15 protein-coding genes are annotated in these 18592 nt (G+C 49.2%); 9 read left to right on the top strand and 6 right to left on the bottom strand.

Annotation, left to right across the window (positions count from 1 at the left end; genetic code table 11):
* Positions 1 to 5 precede the first annotated feature (5 nt).
* Positions 6 to 2111, top strand: coding sequence for a sensor histidine kinase (locus ACODJP_RS05710; RefSeq protein ID WP_422479407.1), 2106 nt, complete (start codon positions 6 to 8; stop codon positions 2109 to 2111).
* A 9-nt stretch (positions 2112 to 2120) separates the two neighbouring features.
* The gene (locus tag ACODJP_RS05705) at positions 2121 to 3518 is read left to right on the top strand and encodes a sigma-54-dependent transcriptional regulator (RefSeq protein ID WP_422479405.1); all 1398 of its coding nucleotides are present in this window, start codon (positions 2121 to 2123) and stop codon (positions 3516 to 3518) included.
* A 4-nt stretch (positions 3519 to 3522) separates the two neighbouring features.
* Here the strand turns inward: ACODJP_RS05705 and ACODJP_RS05700 are convergent, their stop codons facing one another.
* The 4 genes from ACODJP_RS05700 to ACODJP_RS05685 form a co-directional block, all read right to left on the bottom strand.
* Complete coding sequence (locus ACODJP_RS05700; protein WP_422479403.1) at positions 3523 to 4698, bottom strand: Gfo/Idh/MocA family protein; 1176 nt, start codon at positions 4696 to 4698, stop codon at positions 3523 to 3525.
* 30 nt (positions 4699 to 4728) lie between these two features.
* Positions 4729 to 6258: a tripartite tricarboxylate transporter permease gene (locus ACODJP_RS05695; RefSeq protein ID WP_422479401.1), complete on the bottom strand. Its 1530-nt coding sequence runs from the start codon at positions 6256 to 6258 to the stop codon at positions 4729 to 4731.
* A gap of 10 nt (positions 6259 to 6268) precedes the next feature.
* Positions 6269 to 6838: a tripartite tricarboxylate transporter TctB family protein gene (locus tag ACODJP_RS05690; RefSeq protein ID WP_422479399.1), complete on the bottom strand. Its 570-nt coding sequence runs from the start codon at positions 6836 to 6838 to the stop codon at positions 6269 to 6271.
* 86 nt (positions 6839 to 6924) lie between these two features.
* Positions 6925 to 7959: a tripartite tricarboxylate transporter substrate binding protein gene (locus ACODJP_RS05685; RefSeq protein ID WP_422479397.1), complete on the bottom strand. Its 1035-nt coding sequence runs from the start codon at positions 7957 to 7959 to the stop codon at positions 6925 to 6927.
* 212 nt (positions 7960 to 8171) lie between these two features.
* Here ACODJP_RS05685 and ACODJP_RS05680 point away from each other — a divergent pair, with 212 nt between their 5' ends.
* From ACODJP_RS05680 to ACODJP_RS05670, 3 genes are read left to right on the top strand one after another with little or no spacing between them, the layout of a single operon-like run.
* A complete protein-coding gene (locus ACODJP_RS05680) occupies positions 8172 to 9374 on the top strand; it encodes a hypothetical protein (protein ID WP_422479395.1) in 1203 nt (400 codons plus the stop codon).
* The gene (locus ACODJP_RS05675) at positions 9371 to 10390 is read left to right on the top strand and encodes a LacI family DNA-binding transcriptional regulator (protein ID WP_422479393.1); all 1020 of its coding nucleotides are present in this window, start codon (positions 9371 to 9373) and stop codon (positions 10388 to 10390) included. Before ACODJP_RS05680 ends, ACODJP_RS05675 begins: the two co-directional genes overlap by 4 nt.
* Positions 10387 to 12405: an FAD-binding protein gene (locus ACODJP_RS05670; RefSeq protein ID WP_422479391.1), complete on the top strand. Its 2019-nt coding sequence runs from the start codon at positions 10387 to 10389 to the stop codon at positions 12403 to 12405. Before ACODJP_RS05675 ends, ACODJP_RS05670 begins: the two co-directional genes overlap by 4 nt.
* Before the next feature lie 74 nt (positions 12406 to 12479).
* On the opposite strand, the gene ACODJP_RS05665 is transcribed toward ACODJP_RS05670, so the two are convergent.
* The gene (locus ACODJP_RS05665; RefSeq protein ID WP_422479389.1) at positions 12480 to 13277 is read right to left on the bottom strand and encodes a 3-ketoacyl-ACP reductase; all 798 of its coding nucleotides are present in this window, start codon (positions 13275 to 13277) and stop codon (positions 12480 to 12482) included.
* A gap of 160 nt (positions 13278 to 13437) precedes the next feature.
* On the opposite strand from ACODJP_RS05665, the gene ACODJP_RS05660 reads away from it, so the two are divergent.
* The gene (locus ACODJP_RS05660; protein WP_422479387.1) at positions 13438 to 14406 is read left to right on the top strand and encodes a Gfo/Idh/MocA family protein; all 969 of its coding nucleotides are present in this window, start codon (positions 13438 to 13440) and stop codon (positions 14404 to 14406) included.
* 245 nt (positions 14407 to 14651) lie between these two features.
* On the opposite strand, the gene ACODJP_RS05655 is transcribed toward ACODJP_RS05660, so the two are convergent.
* A complete protein-coding gene (locus ACODJP_RS05655; protein WP_422479385.1) occupies positions 14652 to 15539 on the bottom strand; it encodes a D-hexose-6-phosphate mutarotase in 888 nt (295 codons plus the stop codon).
* A gap of 109 nt (positions 15540 to 15648) precedes the next feature.
* On the opposite strand from ACODJP_RS05655, the gene ACODJP_RS05650 reads away from it, so the two are divergent.
* From ACODJP_RS05650 to ACODJP_RS05640, 3 genes are all read left to right on the top strand, one after another.
* Positions 15649 to 16662 (top strand): C4-dicarboxylate TRAP transporter substrate-binding protein, encoded by a 1014-nt coding sequence (locus tag ACODJP_RS05650; protein WP_422479383.1) that lies wholly within the window; start codon positions 15649 to 15651, stop codon positions 16660 to 16662.
* A gap of 151 nt (positions 16663 to 16813) precedes the next feature.
* Positions 16814 to 17305 carry a TRAP transporter small permease gene (locus ACODJP_RS05645; RefSeq protein ID WP_422479381.1) on the top strand — a complete coding sequence of 164 codons (492 nt, stop codon included), beginning with the start codon at positions 16814 to 16816 and terminating at the stop codon, positions 17303 to 17305.
* A 1-nt stretch (position 17306) separates the two neighbouring features.
* Positions 17307 to 18584, top strand: coding sequence for a TRAP transporter large permease (locus ACODJP_RS05640; RefSeq protein WP_422479379.1), 1278 nt, complete (start codon positions 17307 to 17309; stop codon positions 18582 to 18584).
* The last annotated feature ends 8 nt before the right edge of the window (positions 18585 to 18592 follow it).

The following is an 18592-nucleotide window of genomic DNA, read 5'->3' as shown; positions in this document are numbered from 1 at the left end:
GCACCATGAGGCTTTTCTACAAGACACTCTATCTCTTCATCACCATCATCATCCTGCTGTCCGTTTCAACAACGGTCTTCATTACCCAGGCCATCAATGAAAACCAATCCATTGACGCTTCGCGTGAACTGACAAGGGAAGCCTCGGCAATCTACGATGCATTTAACCACTGGAAACTCCTTTTGTGGCGTTATATCAATCTGTTGGCTGAGGATGAGCAGCTTAACAGCGCTGAATATGCAGAATCATTCGATGATCAGCTCATCTCACGTATTCAAAGGACTGCATCGAGATCTGGTATCGATTATGCTGTGATCCACCGTATTGCGAGCAATGAGAATCTTCAAGTGCCTATCGAGGCAGCTGAACAACCTTTTCTCGATATCGAAGTGTTCAAAAACCGTAAGGAACACCCCTATATCGAGATCATCAAATTACACAATACGCTCTATTTCACCGGTATCGTACGGTTGGGTTCGGCGGAAGCGGGTACAGCGGTGGATGTGTTCCTGATAAAGATGATAGACCGGCCTCTTTTGGAGAGACTCACCTCTAACCAGAGGATAAAGGTTCTACTTGCAAGTGCATCCGAGGTTGTGGAAGGTACCATGGATCTTGAGAGCATTCCTCCTCATTTCCCCAACGGGAGAGTGGAACATGCCTATACGCCTGTTGAACAGGTGGAGATGGGTGGACAGAACTTTCGTGGTATTATCCAGCATTCGGGAACCGTCGCTGCGGGTGAAGATACTGAGATGCTCACCTTGATGGTGTTCCTTTCGCTCTCCGACTACGAGTCGCAAGTACAGATTATCAATCAGGCAATATTGACTATTGCGCTCATCGCAGCACTGGTGACCATCATACTCAGTTCGATCTTTTCTAAGAATCTCACGTATCCGATCCATAGGGTAGTACAGTCCATGCAGAAGATCAAATCGGGTGATTATCAGGTCTCTATTGCCTCTCATCACAGAGGGGAGATAGGTGACCTCCTCGATGGATTCAATGAGATGACCGCCCAACTTGCTCTCGATAAACAGACGCGTGAAGAGAATTTGCAGCAGATCATGCGCTTGAAAGTCTATAATGAGGATATTATCGATGCCATGCCAGAAGGCCTTATCGTGGTGGATAAGGATCTAAAGGTGGAGAAGGTAAACCACGCCTATCTAAAAATGTTTTCTCTCGCACAGGATGATGTTGCCAAAGTTGCCTTGGATACGCTCCCTGGTGAAGTCATCGATGCGGCATTGGTTTCTGAGATCCGGTATGTCCTCTCTAACGGGAAAGCTAGAAAGTCTACATGCAAAAGAGCGGTAGCCGGGCGAACCTATGAATTGAATCTGTATCCGTTGACGGGTCAGGAAGACCTCCACTGTATCGTTGTGATCGAAGATATAAGTGAACGCATAGCCTACGAACAGAAGATATTCCAAGCCGAGCGGCTTGCCTCCATCAGCCTGATGACTGCAGGAATGGCACATGAGATTAACAACCCACTCAGTTCGATTCTCTCCAATACACAGAATCTCATCCACACGGAAGCTGATCTCCAACGAAAGGAGACGCTCAATCTGATCGAGATGGAGACCAAGAGGATTGCCAGGATTGTAAGGGGTTTATTGGATTTTTCAACCACGGATGGAAGCGAAACCGTTGGGGTTCAGGTGAACGAAACCATTGGGGAAATAACACGATTGATCGGTTACAGTCTACAAAAGGAACATCAGATCATACTGCGAACCGATTTCGATGCGAGTTGTCCGCTTGTGGCAATCAGTGGCGATGAGCTGAAGCAGGTGATCCTAAATCTGGTGCGTAATGCTATGCAGTCGATCAGTGGATCCGGTACGGTCTCCATTGCTACAAGGTATCTCAGTAGGTCCGAATCGGTGGAAGTATCGATCACAGACGATGGTTCGGGAATCGAGGCGCACCGGATCCAGAGAATATTCGATCCTTTCTATACGACGAAGCAGGGTGACGTAGGAAGCGGTTTGGGGTTGTCGGTAGTCTATGGTATAGTAAAGAAGTACAAGGGTGAAATATCTGTCAGTAGTACGGTAGGCGAAGGGACACGGATCGCATTCCAGTTGCCGATCGTGTAGAGGTATCCAATGGGTTGTGTACATGGATCGCATATCTTGATCGTGGATGATGAGTCTGGGATACTGAGAGGTCTCTCCGATCTCTTTGAAAGCGAAGGCTTCGTCGTTCATGCCGAACAGAGTATACCGGGTGCCCTCAGGGTAGCCGACGACTTCAATCTCGATATCGCAATCCTGGATATCCGTCTAAAACATGATGAGTCGGGGACCGATCTGTTGGCAATATTGAAAGAACGGGACCCCGAACTGCCTGTTCTGATGATTACCGGTTACGGCAGTGTCGAATCTGCGGTAGAGGCGATGCACGCAGGAGCCGCAGACTACATTCTCAAGCCTGTCGACAATTCCCATATCTTGGAAAAAGTACGCAAGAATATTGAACTGGTACGCTTGCAACAAGACAACCAATACCTGCATGGTGAACTAAGGGAAAAATACTGCTCTTCCGAAATAGTCAGTGCAGACCCCGGTATGCTCGGCCATCTGCAGATCGCAGATCGGATAAAACAGAGCAATGCTCCGGTGCTGATTTGTGGGGAGAGTGGGACCGGAAAGGAGATCATGGCAAGGTATATCCATTTCACCAGTAACCGCAAGGATCGTCCTTTCATCTGTGTAAACTGTGCAGCTCTCTCTGAGTCTCTACTACTCAGTGAGTTATTTGGACATGAGAAGGGTGCCTTTACCGGGGCATTCGAAAAACGGTTGGGCAAATTCGAACTTGCCGATACCGGAACCCTTTTTCTTGATGAGATTGGCGACATGTCACTGGAAGTACAGGCTAAATTGTTGCGCGTCTTGGAACAATCTTGTTTCGAGCGGTTGGGAGGTTCGCGCAGCGTCGCTGTCGATATCAGGATAATCTCAGCAACCAATAAGTCGGTCAAGCAGTTGGTAGAAGAGGGGGAACTACGCTCAGATCTCTACTATCGAATCAATGTGGTGGAATTAGATCTGCCCCCGTTACGTGAACGACGTTGCGACATTCCTCTTTTAGCAGACCATTTTATCCGGATATACAACCGACGATACAAGAGAAACATAAGAGGAATCTCGTCTGAAGTACTGCGCTCTTGGATGAGTTACTCTTGGCCTGGGAATGTGAGGGAATTGCAGAATGTCGTAAATCAAGGGGTGCTGCTCAGTGCATCCGACCAGATTGAATTGTTCCATGTGGATGTTCCCGGCAGTGAAGAGCCTTCCCTGCAAAGAAGACCTTTTGATCCAAGACGGGACGGTTCACTTCAGTCCTATATCAGGCAGATTACCCAAGAGGCAGAAAAGATAGCTATCGAGAAAACACTCACTGCGTGTAACTTCAACCAATCGAAGGCGGCTGCGAGACTCGGTATGACACGTAAGACCCTTGCCAAGAAAATCCAACAACTGCAGATACGAAAATTGTAAAACCCTACAATCTCACCACCTTGCCCTCTTGTGAAGCCGATAGGTAGGCACCATATACGACAGCTATAGTGTCGGCAGCAAGTTGGCTATCGGACTCGAGCGGTTCGGCGCGGGTGAATGAGCGGTAGACGAAATTCATCTCATGCTGGTAGCCGGTAAACCAATCCTCATCGGGGGATATACAGGACCATCCCTGCTTGGTGCCGATCTTCTCCACAACATAGATATCCTTGAAGTTCTCGTCCTTAGGATTGTAGGTCTGCATGGCCGTGTTGGGATTTATGGAGCAGAGTGTCCGATGGTTGTTGGCACACACTTCGAGCCAATTGTGCACCCCTCCGAGAGCTAATTCGGAGGCAAAGATGTCGGCGAAGCTACCATCGGAAAACTCCACATGGACAGCCCCGAAGTCCTCGATATCGGTATAGCTGGTACGCAGGTGTCCCTCATCGCGATACCAATCGCTGGTAGTGACTGCGTGGGTACGCGCCGATACGGCAACAGGTCTTATAGCCTTACCCTCTCGGGCACGTCCTTCGACTTTCTTCAGGTACAATGCTGCAGTGAGGGGGTGGACACCCTTTCCCATGATCGAGCCGCCACCTGAGTGTGACCATTTTCCGTAATACTCGGCGTGTGATCCGCTATGGGACTCCTCCCCGTGCATCCAGAGTACTTGGGCACCGGTTTTTTCTAACAGCTCGCGCTCTTTTTGGATTGCTGGAGCGAATACCCAATTCTCTGCATAGGCTATTGAGGCAGAACTCTCCCGTTCAGCCTCCAGAATACGCTCCACACTCTCCATTGCCTCTTTCAATGCAGAAGCGCGGTCGAACGTGCGCCCATCGAATGACTTAGCTCCATCGCCAAAATATCCAGTGAAAGGTTTTTCGATGATGCAATGTCTACCCATAGCGAGGGCAGCAACAGCAATTTCTTCGTGCGTAGCAGGAGGAGTGCAGACATGAACCACATCACAAAGACTGATCAGTTCATCGAGGCTAGTACAGGCATAAAGGCCCCGCTCTGCGGCAAAGGCCTTACGATTTTCGGCATTGGGGGAGTAGACACCGGTGATTTCCACGTGGGCCTCGTAGACCCGATTAAGGGCTTCAACATGGAAGGCTGCGGAAAAACCGGAGCCTACGATTCCTGCTCGTATATGGTGTTTGTCATTCACAGTATCTACTCCTTACGTTGGTATTATCTCCTAAGCGTGTTTTTTTCCAAACAACGATTTGATTCCCAGCCACATTCTTGCTTTAAAAAGGGAGAACCAGCGTGCCTTGCTTACCAGACTCAAGAGAATGAAGAAGATGAGCACGAGTGAGATGGGTCTGGTGAAGAATGGCTCAAGATTTCCATCGGTTACAACGAGAGCACGTCTGAGGTTTTTATCCAGAATCTCTCCTAGAATGATTCCCAATACCATGGGCGCCACAGGATATTCGAGCTCCTGCATGACATACCCGAGGATACCGAAGATCACCATAATGATGATATCGAAGTGGCGAGATTCAACCGCGTAGGAGCCTATGACGCAGAGTACGAATACGACCGGCATGAGTTTGCTGCGGGGAACCTCGAGAACCTTGACCAGGCCACGGACCATCGAGAGACCGAGTATGAACATGGCCACGGTTGCCAAGAGGAACATGGCAACTACAGAATAGACGAATTGTGGATTCTCTATCATGATCAGTGGACCGGGGCGGACCCCATGGATATACATGGCAGCCAGTAAAACTGCAGCTGGTGCCGAACCTGGAATAGCAAGCGAGAGGACAGGGATAATGGCTCCACCGACGGCTGCATTGTTACCCGTCTCACTGGCGATTAGCCCTTCAATGCTTCCATGGCCGAACTTTTCTGGTTCCTTGCTAGCGCGACGGGCGAAGTCGTAACTCACCCATGCTCCGATATCCTCTCCGACACCCGGAATGGCTCCGGCGAATGTACCGATCAGGCCACTACGAATAATGGTCTTCCAGTGTTTTGCTATAGTCTTGAATTTAGGGATGACCCGATTGATATCACTCTTGATGATCTCCACCTTTTGGTGTTTCATCATACTGATTACTTCAGAGAAACCGAATGCTCCAACCATAGCGGGTATCAGTCTGATACCACCGGAAAGTTCAACCAATCCATAGGAGAATCGGACATGGGCGTGGATTCCCTCCATACCAATCATGGCTATCATGAGACCGAAGAAGCCTGCTATCCACCCTTTGAGCGGGTCTTTCGGGGCTGTGAGTGATCCACTGATGACTACGCCGAATATTGCAAGCCAGAAGAACTCAATCGATTGGAAGTTGAGGGCGAAGTTACCGATAATAGGGGTGAAGAGAGCAAGCATGATCATTCCGATCACAGATCCTAAGAACGATCCTGTAGTAGCTATACCGATTGCCTCTCCTGCACGTCCTTGACGTGAAAGCGGGTGCCCATCTACAGCAGTTGCGGCACTTGCCGGTGTGCCGGGGATATTTAGGAGAATTGCACTCCTGCTTCCCCCATAAATCGATCCGATATACATGCAGATAAGGATTAGAACAGCCTCGTCCGCAGGCATTCGGAAGGTGAGTGTGACCAGCAGCGCGATACCCATCGTAGCTGTCAGTCCAGGTAACATGCCGACGATGATTCCCAGCTGGACTGCCCACAAGACATTGAATAGTGAACCTAAGGTAAGGAACCGGGTGAGCCCGATTCCCAGCATTTGCAGACCTTCTAACATGGTGTGACTCCTATGGCAGACGGATCAGGAAGAGATAACGGAATACCACCGATACCAATACCGCGGTAAGTAGTGCTTCAATAGCCGCGATCACATAGATGCGTATCTGTTCTTTGGCAAGTTTGCTCCTGTCATATTCGAACAGTACGATGAAAATGAATGTGAAGACGAATGTGGCTATCGGGTACCATACCCAACCAACGAGTATGATGGCATACAAGAGACAGAAACCGACGGTCAGCAAGACTCGAATGGTCTCCGGCTTCTTCCAGAAGCTGGGCTTTGCTGTAATTTCGGGTGACGGTTCATGTCTTTTGAGCATCAGGTGCCCTCCATGACGCATGGAGCGGATGAAGAGGGTGATGCTGAAGAATCCCATGATTACTCCCAAGACCGCGGGGACGAGACCGGGTATGGAGTATGGGTTGATATTCCTATGTTCCAGACGCGGCATCCTGATTGATTCTATTAAAACGAAGGCCGAGAATACCATCAATATGATGGATGTAATGAAATCGGCTTTCGGCATTCGGTTGCCGGCAGGTTGTTTCTTATTCGGTGGTGTCTTCACTGGGGACATACGAAAACTCCTCACAGGTAGGTGTGTAGAACATGGGAACCGGACATGCACTGGCATGTCCGGTATCCACAGGTATCATACAGTAATTACGGACGGGGAATACCGACAGCTTCAGGGCTCATGACCGTGTCGCCGGCAGCATGCTTTAGCCATGCGTCAATCTGGACCATGCCAAAAGACTTGTCGAATGCACTCTGGCCATAGGCTGGGTCGAAAACGACTGCGTTCTCACGTGCCCACTGGCGCAATGAGTCGCTGGTCATGACCTTCTCTTCCCAGATCTGGTCGAGGGTATCGAGTACTGCCTGAGGAACATCGGCTGGCACGAAGATGGCGAAATACTGTGCTGCACTCTTGTATTCGGGAATCCAATCCTTAATTGATGGGATAGTTCCTTCGTAGCCTTCGATCTCCAATGGAGCATCGGTAAGAACGACGAGTGGGCGGAGTTTTCCAGCCTTGATCATATCGACCTGTTCAACTGAGAGCTGAGGAACAACATCGGCTTCTCCACCGACGGTAGCGGTAACTGCTGGAGCTCCACCATCATAGGTGATATGGCGATATTTAATTCCTGTGTAGCTTGAGAGCAGTTCCATGGCGGTATGTCCGGCTGAGTTGACTCCAGCAGTTGCGACCTTTACCTGTCCTGGATTTGCCTTGAAGGCAGCCAACAGATCGTCGAATGTCTTATAGGGTGAATCTACGTTTACAGAGATGACGTTCGGCATAGCTACATTGGTGTAGATGCGCCAATCATCGAGTGTGGTGTCCAGTAGTCCCTGGATCTTGTAGACGCCAAGGTCCTTTACAGCACCGGCTGTCCAAGTATAACCATCATGCGGTGCATCCATGGTTGCCTTCGTTCCCAGAGAACCGGAGGCTCCAGCCTGGTTGACGATGACGACACTTGCTCCGAGTGCCTCTTCAACGATAGCAGCGGTTGTACGTGCGCTGCGGTCTGTCGATCCACCGGCACCCCAGGGTACGATCAAGTTGATCGGCTTTGTGGGCTGCCAGGCATAGTCGCCTGCTGCTTCTGCCGCACCTGCTGCACCAAGGGCAGAGAGCGAAAAGAGTGCGAGAATCAGGGTAATCAGTAGTACTTTCGATTTTTTCATGTTCGAATCCTCCTCTAATTTGCGATTCACCGATAGTGTATCACGGAAAAGTTACGAATACAAAACTTTCCTGTTGAAAAATACGTAAAAATTTTTTCCAAGGCTTTTTGTTGACACAGCCAATCGTTAGGGTATAATTTCTGCATGCAAAGATTATTCTCTTGCATGCAAAAGTGACGAGCGACCCCTGGGCCGCCACAGGAGGCCTTCCCATGAATATGCAGAAAACACCCGAAAAATGGAGCACTCTCTTCTCTCCTCTTTCCATTGGACAAAAACGTGCCCCGAACCGTCTGGTTGTTCAGGCGATGGAGGGAAATGACGGAGGTCCGGCAGGGGAGGTCTCCGAGAGGACTCGCAATCGGTATGTACAGCTCGCCCGTGGAAAATGGGGACTGGTAGTGGTTGAGGCTATCAGCGTAGATGAGCGCTCCAAAGCCCGCGTCAATGGCATGGTAATGAATCGAAAGAACCTCGATAGCTTTAAAAAGCTCGTTGATGCCTTCAAGACCGAAAACCCCGATGGGCTTCTGTTGTTCCAACTTACCCATAGTGGGCGCAAGTCGGGTGCTTTCTCCCGCCAGGTTGCCCTATACGATCGTGATAGAGGGAACGCTGAGCTACTTTCCTCAGCTGAGGTGGAGGAGATCCGGCAGATGATGGTAGAGGCTTCTCACCTGAGCCACGAGGCAGGAGCCGATGGAATCGACTTCAAACTTTGCCATGGTTATTTCGGAGCCGAGATGCTCCGTCCATCCAATACTAGGGATGACAAATGGGGCACCTCTTTCGAGAACCGTACCCGTTTCATCCGTGAGAGCCTCAGGGAACTCAAATCCAGTCTCGGAAAGGATGGTTTCATCCTCGGTTCACGGATTTCTATGTTCGAAGGTATCAGGGGAGGGTGTGGTACCGCTTCTCCCGACAGTTATATCGAGGATCTTACCGAGATGAAACGACTGATTGCCATGATGGCGACTGAGGGAGCCGATTATATCAATGTATCGGCGGGAATCCCCGGATGGACGAGCGAGATTACTCGTCCTACTAATCCCTCCAAGTATTTTTACCTGCATCACTTCCGTTACTGCAAGGAGGCCCGGGATGCCATCGCATCGGCAGATGTCCTTTCGGCTATGAAGATCATCGGTTCTGCCTATACGATCTTGCGTGAAGAGGCTCCTGATTATGCTGAAGAGAACCTGGAACATGGTTTGGTCGATATGATCGGTTTCGGGCGCCAAAGTTTCGCCGATCCCCTCTATCCAGAGAAACTACGCACCGGAGAGGCTATCAACTACTGCACCGCCTGTTCTGCCTGCACACGACTTATGGTGAACCAGTTACACGATGGATGTGTCGTCTACGATCCCTATTATAGGGGGATGCTCAAACAGCTGCAGGGGCGCACATGAAGCAGACCGACAAGCGGGTGACCCTACAGGATATCGCAGACGCGTGCGGTACCTCTGCCAGTACGGTAAGTCGGGTTTTGAACAACTCTGTTCTTACCACCGAGGACAAACGTGAGTTGGTACTCGAGACAGCCGAGCGCCTGGGGTATCGTAAGCGCAATATCCGCAAGCAGCAGAGTAGGGCGATCCTCAATATCGTCCTTTTCCTACCCGAGACCCGTAGCGCATCAGTCAATCTCTTTTACGATATCAATGAGTTCATAAAAGGCCTCTACCAGGGATTCGATGATGTGAAGGCCAATGTGATCGTCCGCATAAACCAGAGTGATGACAAGGGGCTCCACCATAAGAAGTTGGGCGATGTGGACGCCTGTATTTTCAGTTTTACGACACCAAAGCCCTCTCTGGTGAAACGCATCCGAGAACGGGGTATTCCCCTTCTTCTGGTAAACCGCTATGCCCCGCGTCACGATTCGGTGATCTACGATAGTGAACAGGCTATGGGAATCCTGGTGGAGAGGATGGTCGCCAAAGCCCGCCAGCGTGTGCACAAGGTGGTCCATCTCTGTTATATCGGTTTCCCACCGGTCGCCTATGTCGACAATGAGCGGCGTAACGGTCTTGCCCACGCATGTGCCCGTTTCGGTATCCCTTTCGATGTGGAAAGCGATGTCTATGAGTTCCAGTCAATCCAGGATATCCCTCACGGCTTTACCCATACCCTGCACGAGAAGGGCTATAATGCGATCGTCTGTTTCAATGACTATGTGGCGATCGATATCTATAACGATGGGATACGCTGTGGTTATTCCTTTCCTAAGGATTTCTTTTTGACCGGTTATGACGATTCCTCGGCGCTCGAGTTGATCGACCGGAGGATCGACACGATCCGTTTCGATACCCACCGCTTAGGTTTGGAATCGGCCAAGGTCCTCAAGCGCCGTATTATCGGAAGATTGGACAAGCCGGTCCATATTCGTCTGGATTGTGACTATGTATCGGGAGATACGCTATGAAGAAAACCATGGATACACGCGCGCAGCATCTGGTGGTAGATGGCATCCCACTTGAGGTCTCAGCTGTCCATACACTCGTCGTCGGTAGCGGCGCTGCAGCCCTTAAGGCGGCCTGTCGACTGAAACAACTGGGAGTGGACGACCTAGTGGTGCTCACCGAATCGGTGAAAGGGGGAACTTCCTACAACACTGGATCGGACAAACAGACCTATTACCGTCTATCGACAGGGACCAAAGAACCCGATTCACCCTATTTAATGGCTCACGATCTCTCTGGCGGTGGAGCAATGCATGGTGATACCGCTCTAGTGGAGGCAATCGGCTCTACCGAAGCATTCCATTATCTGTGTTCTTTGGGGGTACCGTTCCCTACCAACCGTTATGGTGCCTACGCCGGATACCAAACCGACCACGATATCCGTGAACGCGGCAGCTCGATTGGTCCCTACACGTCCAAGCGGATGGTGGAGGTGCTTTTGGATGAAGCCCGACTGCGCAATGTCGATATCCGCGAACAGATCGAGGTCGTCCGCCTCATAACCTGCGACAACCGTATCGTCGGAGCAGTAGCTATAGATCGCAAGCGGGTGGAAGAGTCCTCCTATGGGCTTTGTCTCTATATGGCTGACAATGTGGTCTTCGCAACTGGTGGTCCCGGTGGTATCTATGAGGATTCGGTCTACCCCTCCTGCCACAGTGGCGCGATCGGTCTTGCCTTGGAGATTGGAGCTCAGGCAAACAATCTCACCGAGTCGCAATTCGGTCTGGCTTCCACCAAATTCCGTTGGAATGTCAGCGGTAGTTACCAGCAGGTAATCCCCACCTATTTCAGTACCGACGCCGATGGGAACGATGAACGTGAGTTCCTTCAACCCTTCTTTCCCAGTACGGAGAACCTTTGCAATGCGATATTCCTCAAAGGCTATCAATGGCCGTTTGATGTGAGAAAGATTACCGACCATGGTTCCTCTTTGATCGATATCCTTGTCTACCGTGAGCGGGTTCTTCTGGGTCGACGCGTGTTCATGGATTTCCGTCGTAATCCCTCTTCCGTACATGCTTCCCAGCCTTTCAGTCTTGATGCTATCGGGGCGGTAGCAAGGAGCTACCTGGAAAAATCGGCAGCTCTTGGAGCGACTCCCTATGCACGTCTTGAGCAGATGAACAGTCAGGCAATAGGACTGTACCGTGAACATGGCATCGATTTGGCAAAGGAGCCATTGGAAGTGGCTGTCTGTGCCCAACACAACAATGGAGGTCTCTCGGTCGATACCTGGTGGGAGTCGGTGAATATTTCCCATCTCTTCCCCATTGGGGAGGTCGCCGGTACCCACGGTATAGCCCGTCCTGGTGGATCAGCCCTCAACTCGGGTCAGGTGGGGGCAGAGCGTGCATCACGAAAGATCGTGGGCTCCTATAGCACACCCACCTTAACGTGGGAGATGTTTTCAGAACCTGCATTACTTGCTGCAAAAGAGATCCTTGCCATAGCCAAGACGAGTCTCACCGAAGAAGGCAAAGATGCGGAGGATAATCTCACTGCCTTGTTGGATTATAGGGGAGCGTACCGCAAACGGATGAGCAAAGCAGGTTCCATGGTCCGTAGTAGCACGGTTTTGGCTGAAGAACTCAAAGCCGCTGCAACCCAAGTGCAGGCATTTGCCGATCTGCGAATCGGAACTGCCCATCTGCTGCCCAAGCTATTGCAGACACGCCATCTCGTACTCTCCCATCAGATTTACCTAGAGGCGATTGTCTCATACTTGGAACAGGGGGGTGGCAGTCGTGGCTCGGCACTCGTTCTAGCCCAGAAGGGAGAATCCATCCATGAACAACTGGAGAACTTCTGGTACTACACACCCGAAGATAAATCCTTGCGAAACGTTGTCTTCACCACCCGCTTTCAAAAAGGAAAGAGCATACATGAGTGTATACCATGCCGCCCGATTCCCGATGAGGATTTCTGGTTCGAGACAGTATGGCGTGACTACGTAGAAGGTAAGTACCTTACTTGAATAACAACGGCTATTGAAGTGTTTGGTACGCATTGGGTGACAAGAACGGCCCCTGTCACTCAATAAGCTCAAGATCAGAGTTGAGGAATGTGCATTCCCCCATCCGTATGGATTACCGTTCCGGTCGAATAGGCAAGTGCCCCGCCCAAGATAGCCTCAACCGCTTTTGCTGTATCTTCGCCACTGCCCCAACGGTTTTGGGGGATCAGTCCCTCAGCAATCAGCCGATCGTATTTTTCCTTCACCTTGGCTGTCATATCGGTAGCCACGATTCCTGGTCTTACCTCGTAGACTTGAATTCCTTCGGGTGCCAGACGGGCAGCCCACAGCGATGCAGCCATGGAGAGTCCTGCTTTTGAGATGCAATAATCACCTCGATTGATCGAGACCGTCTGTGCTGAAACACTGGTGACGAAGACTACCTTTCTTCCACTGGTTATCTTCGATGGTTCTTTCGTAGCCAGCCAGCGTTTGGCAAACGCTTGGGTAAGGAAGTAGGGCCCTTGGAGATTGGTCCCTATGATTTCCTCAAAAGACTCTTCGCTCGCTTCGATGATATCAGCGCGTAGGCGGGGAGCCATTCCGGCGTTGTTGACCAGGGCATCGATGGTTCCAAAGTAGTCATAAACCGCTTCTACCAATGCACTGCGACTCTCCTTGCTTCCCACATCGAGTTGGAATGCAGAGAAAGGGATATCCTCATGTGGTGCCAATGCAGAGCACTCTTTGACCGTTTCCTCGGCAGCACTCTTGTTACCCGCATAGGTGATCGCTACGGCATACCCTGCCTTCGCCAACTGCAGCGCTACTGCCTTTCCGATTCCCCGACTACTGCCGGTTACCACTACCACTGGATATCTACACGCTCCCATAGTTACCTCCACGATTCCTCTAGCCATCATACCACCAATGCCCGAAAGGGGCAATTTTTCTCTTTGTCTCGTTATGGTTGTACACGAAAGTGATCAGTTGCGCCCTTTGGCAACGACGGGTATACTTATAGTCTATAGTTGATAAAAAAGAGGTGAAACCATGAACGTAGGAATTATTGGAGCAGGAAAGATAGCCAAGAAGATGGCAACCACACTCAATGGCATGGAGAGTGCAAGTGCCTATGCGATCGGTAGCCGCTCGTTAGAGAAAGCCCAAGCCTTCGCTAGGGAGTTCGGTATGCCAAAGGCCTACGGTTCCTATGAAGAGTTGGTAGGTGATCCCGATATCGGTCTAATCTATGTTGCGACTCCCCACTCTCACCATGCTGATGTCATCAAGTTGGCCCTAGAGCATAATAAGCCGGTTCTCTGTGAGAAGGCCTTCACGGTCAACGAAAAACAGGCCAAAGATGTTCTCGATCTCGCGAAAAGCAAGAACCTTCTACTTGCCGAGGCTATCTGGACTCGCTACTTGCCCATGCGTAAGATGCTTGACGAAGTACTCTCCAGCGGAATCATCGGAGAGATCAAATCACTTACTGCGAATCTTGGATATGTGATCGACAGTGTTCCCCGCTTGGGCGACCCGAAGTTGGCCGGAGGAGCTCTGCTCGATGTCGGTGTATACACGATCAATTTCATGCTCATGGTTCTCGGTGAACACTTTGAACACTTCGAATCGACGGCTATCATGACCGATTCTGGAGTTGACGGCCATAACAGCATTACATTCAGCTACCCTAACCATGTCATGGCGATCTTACATTCGACCCAACATGCCCTTACCGACCGTCGTGGTATGATCTTTGGTACCAAGGGTTTCATAGAGGTGCAGAATATCAACAACCCGGAGGCTATCCGAGTTTATGACCTGGACTACAAATTGGTGAAGGAACTGGCACAACCGGCGCAGATCACCGGTTTCGAATACCAAGTCCAAGCCTGTATCGATGCCATCGCAGCTGGCAGCATCGAGTGTCCACAGATGCCGCATAGCGAAATCCTTCGCGTCATGCACATCATGGACGACATCAGGACACAATGGGGAATGAAGTATCCGGGAGAGTAATGTGCTCCCTGGGAAAAGTGCCACTTTACCACGTGGGTCTGTAATTTAAGACTCCAGAGAGCCACTTTCTGTGTTTCACCCCTCCACATAGACCTTGATTACAGGTGTGGTGGGGAGGGAATGAAATTGTGAAAGATTTTAAAAAATCTGCCTCTACAGAAGGTGTACAGTGAGAGCCCGCAGTAATTGGACCGGCAAGGAAACTATGCTTAGTGAGCGTACTCCTTGCCGATTCATTCCAATTTCTATTTTTCGGGAGAGATCACGATACTACTTCTATGCACCTCTTGTGGTTGCAATGTAATCAAGGCATCCAGACAATTTGCATGCTCGACACACACAAAGGTATTCCATGCTTCGGCAATCTCAGGATTTGCCATCCCGGAGATTTGCCCAGGATTCCAGACTAATACCTGATTGAATGCGTCATGATGTAGGGCGATAACTCTTGTGTCGTTGGAATCTTTCAAAACAACATCTTCATTGACCTTTTCAAACAATCTTACAAACTCATCAGATACCGTCACCGGTCCAGATTGGATATACCGTTCTTCGTTAGCAAGTCGATTGCGTGCTTGCAACCCTTCAAGACCCTCCACTCTACACTGTTGCACATCATCGACAGAGAAATAGGTATGAAAAGCTTCTTCATAGGTAAAACTTTCCGTATCGGTGTTTCTTACTTCTATTTCCACAGTAAGCGAATGTGCCACACTTACCGTAAGATTGATAGCAAAACGATGTGGCCATATGGTACGGGTAGTCTCATCGTCGCAAGTAGATAATACCAAGGTGGTTGATTTGTCTTCACCAGTAGAAATCCGTTCAAGTTTCCACACTTGTGTACGGACTAGACCATGAAGAAACAGATCATCGCGATGTGGATGCTTGCCGAACCAGGGAAAACACACCGGTATGCCCCCTCGAATCGGCACTCCTTTTTCGAATGCACTATGTGGACTCATGAATAATACTTCCGATGTGCCCTTCGGTTTGAATGAAGCTATATGTGCTCCATATAAGAATATAGTACATTCAGCGAGGTCATTGTCTATATGGATGGCTGGAAGTCCTCCAGGACCTTCGACAATTGATGTCTTTCGTTCTTCTACAGGGGGAGCATTGAATTTCATAGCGGTTCTCTCCATTTGTGATAAATACCACATAATATTTTTTTTGACAAACCAACAAATATAAGATATCATCTATCTAAGATATCAGCAATGCTGAAGGAGGCATGTCGTGAAAAGGATTATTGCAATCACTTTACTCGTGCTGTTGGTTGGATCAACTATGTTGTTCGCAGCCGGAGCACAAGAGTCACAAGCGGAGAAGAAGTATGTTTTGAGGTTCAATCACGTGCTTACCCCACAAGATCCCTACCATGGGGCATTTTTGAAATGGGCAGAAGCGGTGAAGGAGAGAACCAATGGCGGTTTGACAATTGAAGTGTATCCAAGTGCTCAATTAGGAGTCGAGGAGGACATTCTTGAACAGATTCGCCAGGGAGCGAATATCGGTCAAAACACCGATGCAGCCCGGTTGGGAATGTATGTCCCCGATATGGCAGCTATGAACGCACCCTATTTTGTCGAAACGCTTGAAGAAGTTGAGAAACTCAAGTCAATTCCTGTTATGCAAGAGTGGAAGGCTGAACTTGAAAGAACGCAAGGTTTCAAAGTACTCTCATTCTTCTGGGTACAAGGCTTCAGACAGATGGTTACTAACAAACCGATTACCAAGCCGGCGGATCTTGCAGGGCAAAGGATCCGAACTCCAGGCGCTCCGATATGGCAAGAGTCAATCAGATCTATAGGAGCGACCCCAGTAGCCATGAACTATGGGGATATGTTCTCAGGTTTACAGACTAAAGCCATCGATGGTCTTGAATTGTCATTCACTGCAACTGCAACTGGAAACTTCCATGAAGTCTGTGACTATGTAAGCGAAACAAAGCATATTCTGCTTATCAACTTCCAGGTAATCAGTAGCAAATGGTTCGACTCTCTTCCCGAAGAATATCAGACGATCCTAGAAGAGGAGTGTAACAAGGCTGGTCTCGAAGTATCCCGCCAATATCTTGAGGAGATCGACCCGAAGAACCTCGAATTGCTCAAATCGAGAGGGATGAAGATTATTCCTGCATCTGAAATCGATATGAAGGCATTCAAAGCCGCAGGTGATGCTGCGTATGAAAAACTTAATCTCACAGCAGCACGCGATCGCGTCTACAAAGAGTTGGGAAAATCGAAGTAATGTCTTTTTATACCGCGGATCGCACGATAGGTTCCGCGGTATCTCCTTCTCTCTATCGGTGGCGAGTGCGTGCCGAATCCTTAATCCTACACGCACCGCATTTTAGTATATGCAGATTTTAACGTGTTCAACCGGGCAAAGGGAGCATTTCATGCGAAAATTTTATGAACGTGTATGCAAAACAGAAGTAATATTGTCGGCTGTGTTTCTTAGTATCAGTTGTGTATTGATATTCATTGCAGCCATAGCCAGATCAATTGACCATCCTTTCAACTGGTCGCAAGATCTATCGCTATTTCTCTTCGCATGGAGTGTATTTCTCGCAGCGGATGTTGCCTTGCGCAATGACAAGTTGGTGAAGATGGAATTACTGCTTCTTAAGGCTTCAGAGAGAACTACGAGGATAATTACGATTATCAACTATATCCTCATAGTTTTATTCTTGTCAGCATTGGTAGTATATGGCATAAAACTCAGTTTTATCTCCTATAGAAGAGTGTTCCAAGGTATTCCCGGATTCAGTTATACCTGGGTAATTCTTTGTGTACCTGTCGGATGCTCGCTCATGATCATTACATCGGTGCTCAAGCTCAAACAACTGCTGTCTCCAAAGCAGCAACAAGAAATTCAAGGGGAGGCATGACATGTTGTTGGTAGGAATCTTGTTCATTATTTTTCTTGTCATGGGAATGCCGGTAGCTTTTGCCATAGGAGTCGCCGGAATGGCGTTCTTCCTGCAGCATCCTGAATTACCGTTTACTATTACGGTACAGTTGCCCATTTCTCAGACCCAAAACTTTGCCATGTTGGCAGTTCCCCTATTCATATTCGCCGGTAACCTGATGAATTCTTCGGGTATTACCAAACGTTTGATGAAACTCTCTTCGGTACTTACCGGACATATGCATGGAGGCTTGGCGCAAGTAAGTGTGGTGTTATCCTCTTTCATGGGCGGTGTATCGGGTTCTGCGATAGCCGATGCTTCGATGGAAGCACGGGTCCTCGGTCCCGATATGATAAAACGTGGTTACTCTCGTGGATATACAGCCAATGTCATTAGCTGGACAGCCCTGATTACCGCGACGATACCTCCCGGAGTTGGTATAATTCTGTATGGTACGGTTGGAGAGGTCTCAATCGGACGTCTGTTCGCCTCTGGCATTCTTGTTGGCTTGCTTATGATGATCGCATTAATGTTCACCGTATGGCTTACATCCACGAGAAGAGGGTATGGTGCGGAGCGGGAGAAAGCTTCAGCAAAAGAGGTCTTCTCTGCATTGGGAGAGTCTATCTGGGCTTTGATGTTCCCGATACTGCTCTTGGTCGGTATCCGAAGTGGAATTTTTACTCCATCGGAAGTGGGTGCCTTTGCATGTGTGTACGCCATTATCGTAGGTACGGTGGTGTATCATGAGTTGAATTTCGAAATTATCGCCAAGACTCTGGGAGATACCGTGATTGACGTCGGTGCGATAATGTTCATCATCGCTCTCTCTGGGATATTCGGTTATGGTATTCCTTTGGAAAACATCCCTGCATTGCTGACCAGCACTATTTTGAGTATTTCCCAGAGTAAATACATTGTCATGCTCATTATTTTGTTATTTTTAGTCATCCTCGGTATGTTTATGGACGGTTCAGTGGTGATTCTACTTTTTACCCCGATTTTTCTACCGCTTGCCAAAGCCGTAGGGATCGACCCTGTCCATTTTGGAATCCTCTTCTGCACGATCATTACAATGGGGAATATGACTCCACCTGTAGGATTGGCTATGTATGCGGTCTGCCAAGTCCTCAACATTTCAATTAACGACTATGTACGAGAAATGTGGGCATTTCTCATTACTATCATGATCATGGTGGGAATATTGATGTTCTTTCCACAACTTGTGTTGCTATTACCGAACCTCTTGTTCGGTTGAACCACTAC

This window comes from Pleomorphochaeta sp. DL1XJH-081 (genome assembly GCF_049310885.1).
In the GTDB taxonomy this organism is placed as follows: Bacteria; Spirochaetota; Spirochaetia; order Sphaerochaetales; family Sphaerochaetaceae; genus CAYZJV01.
This window is presented reverse-complemented; position numbering and strand designations above follow the sequence as displayed.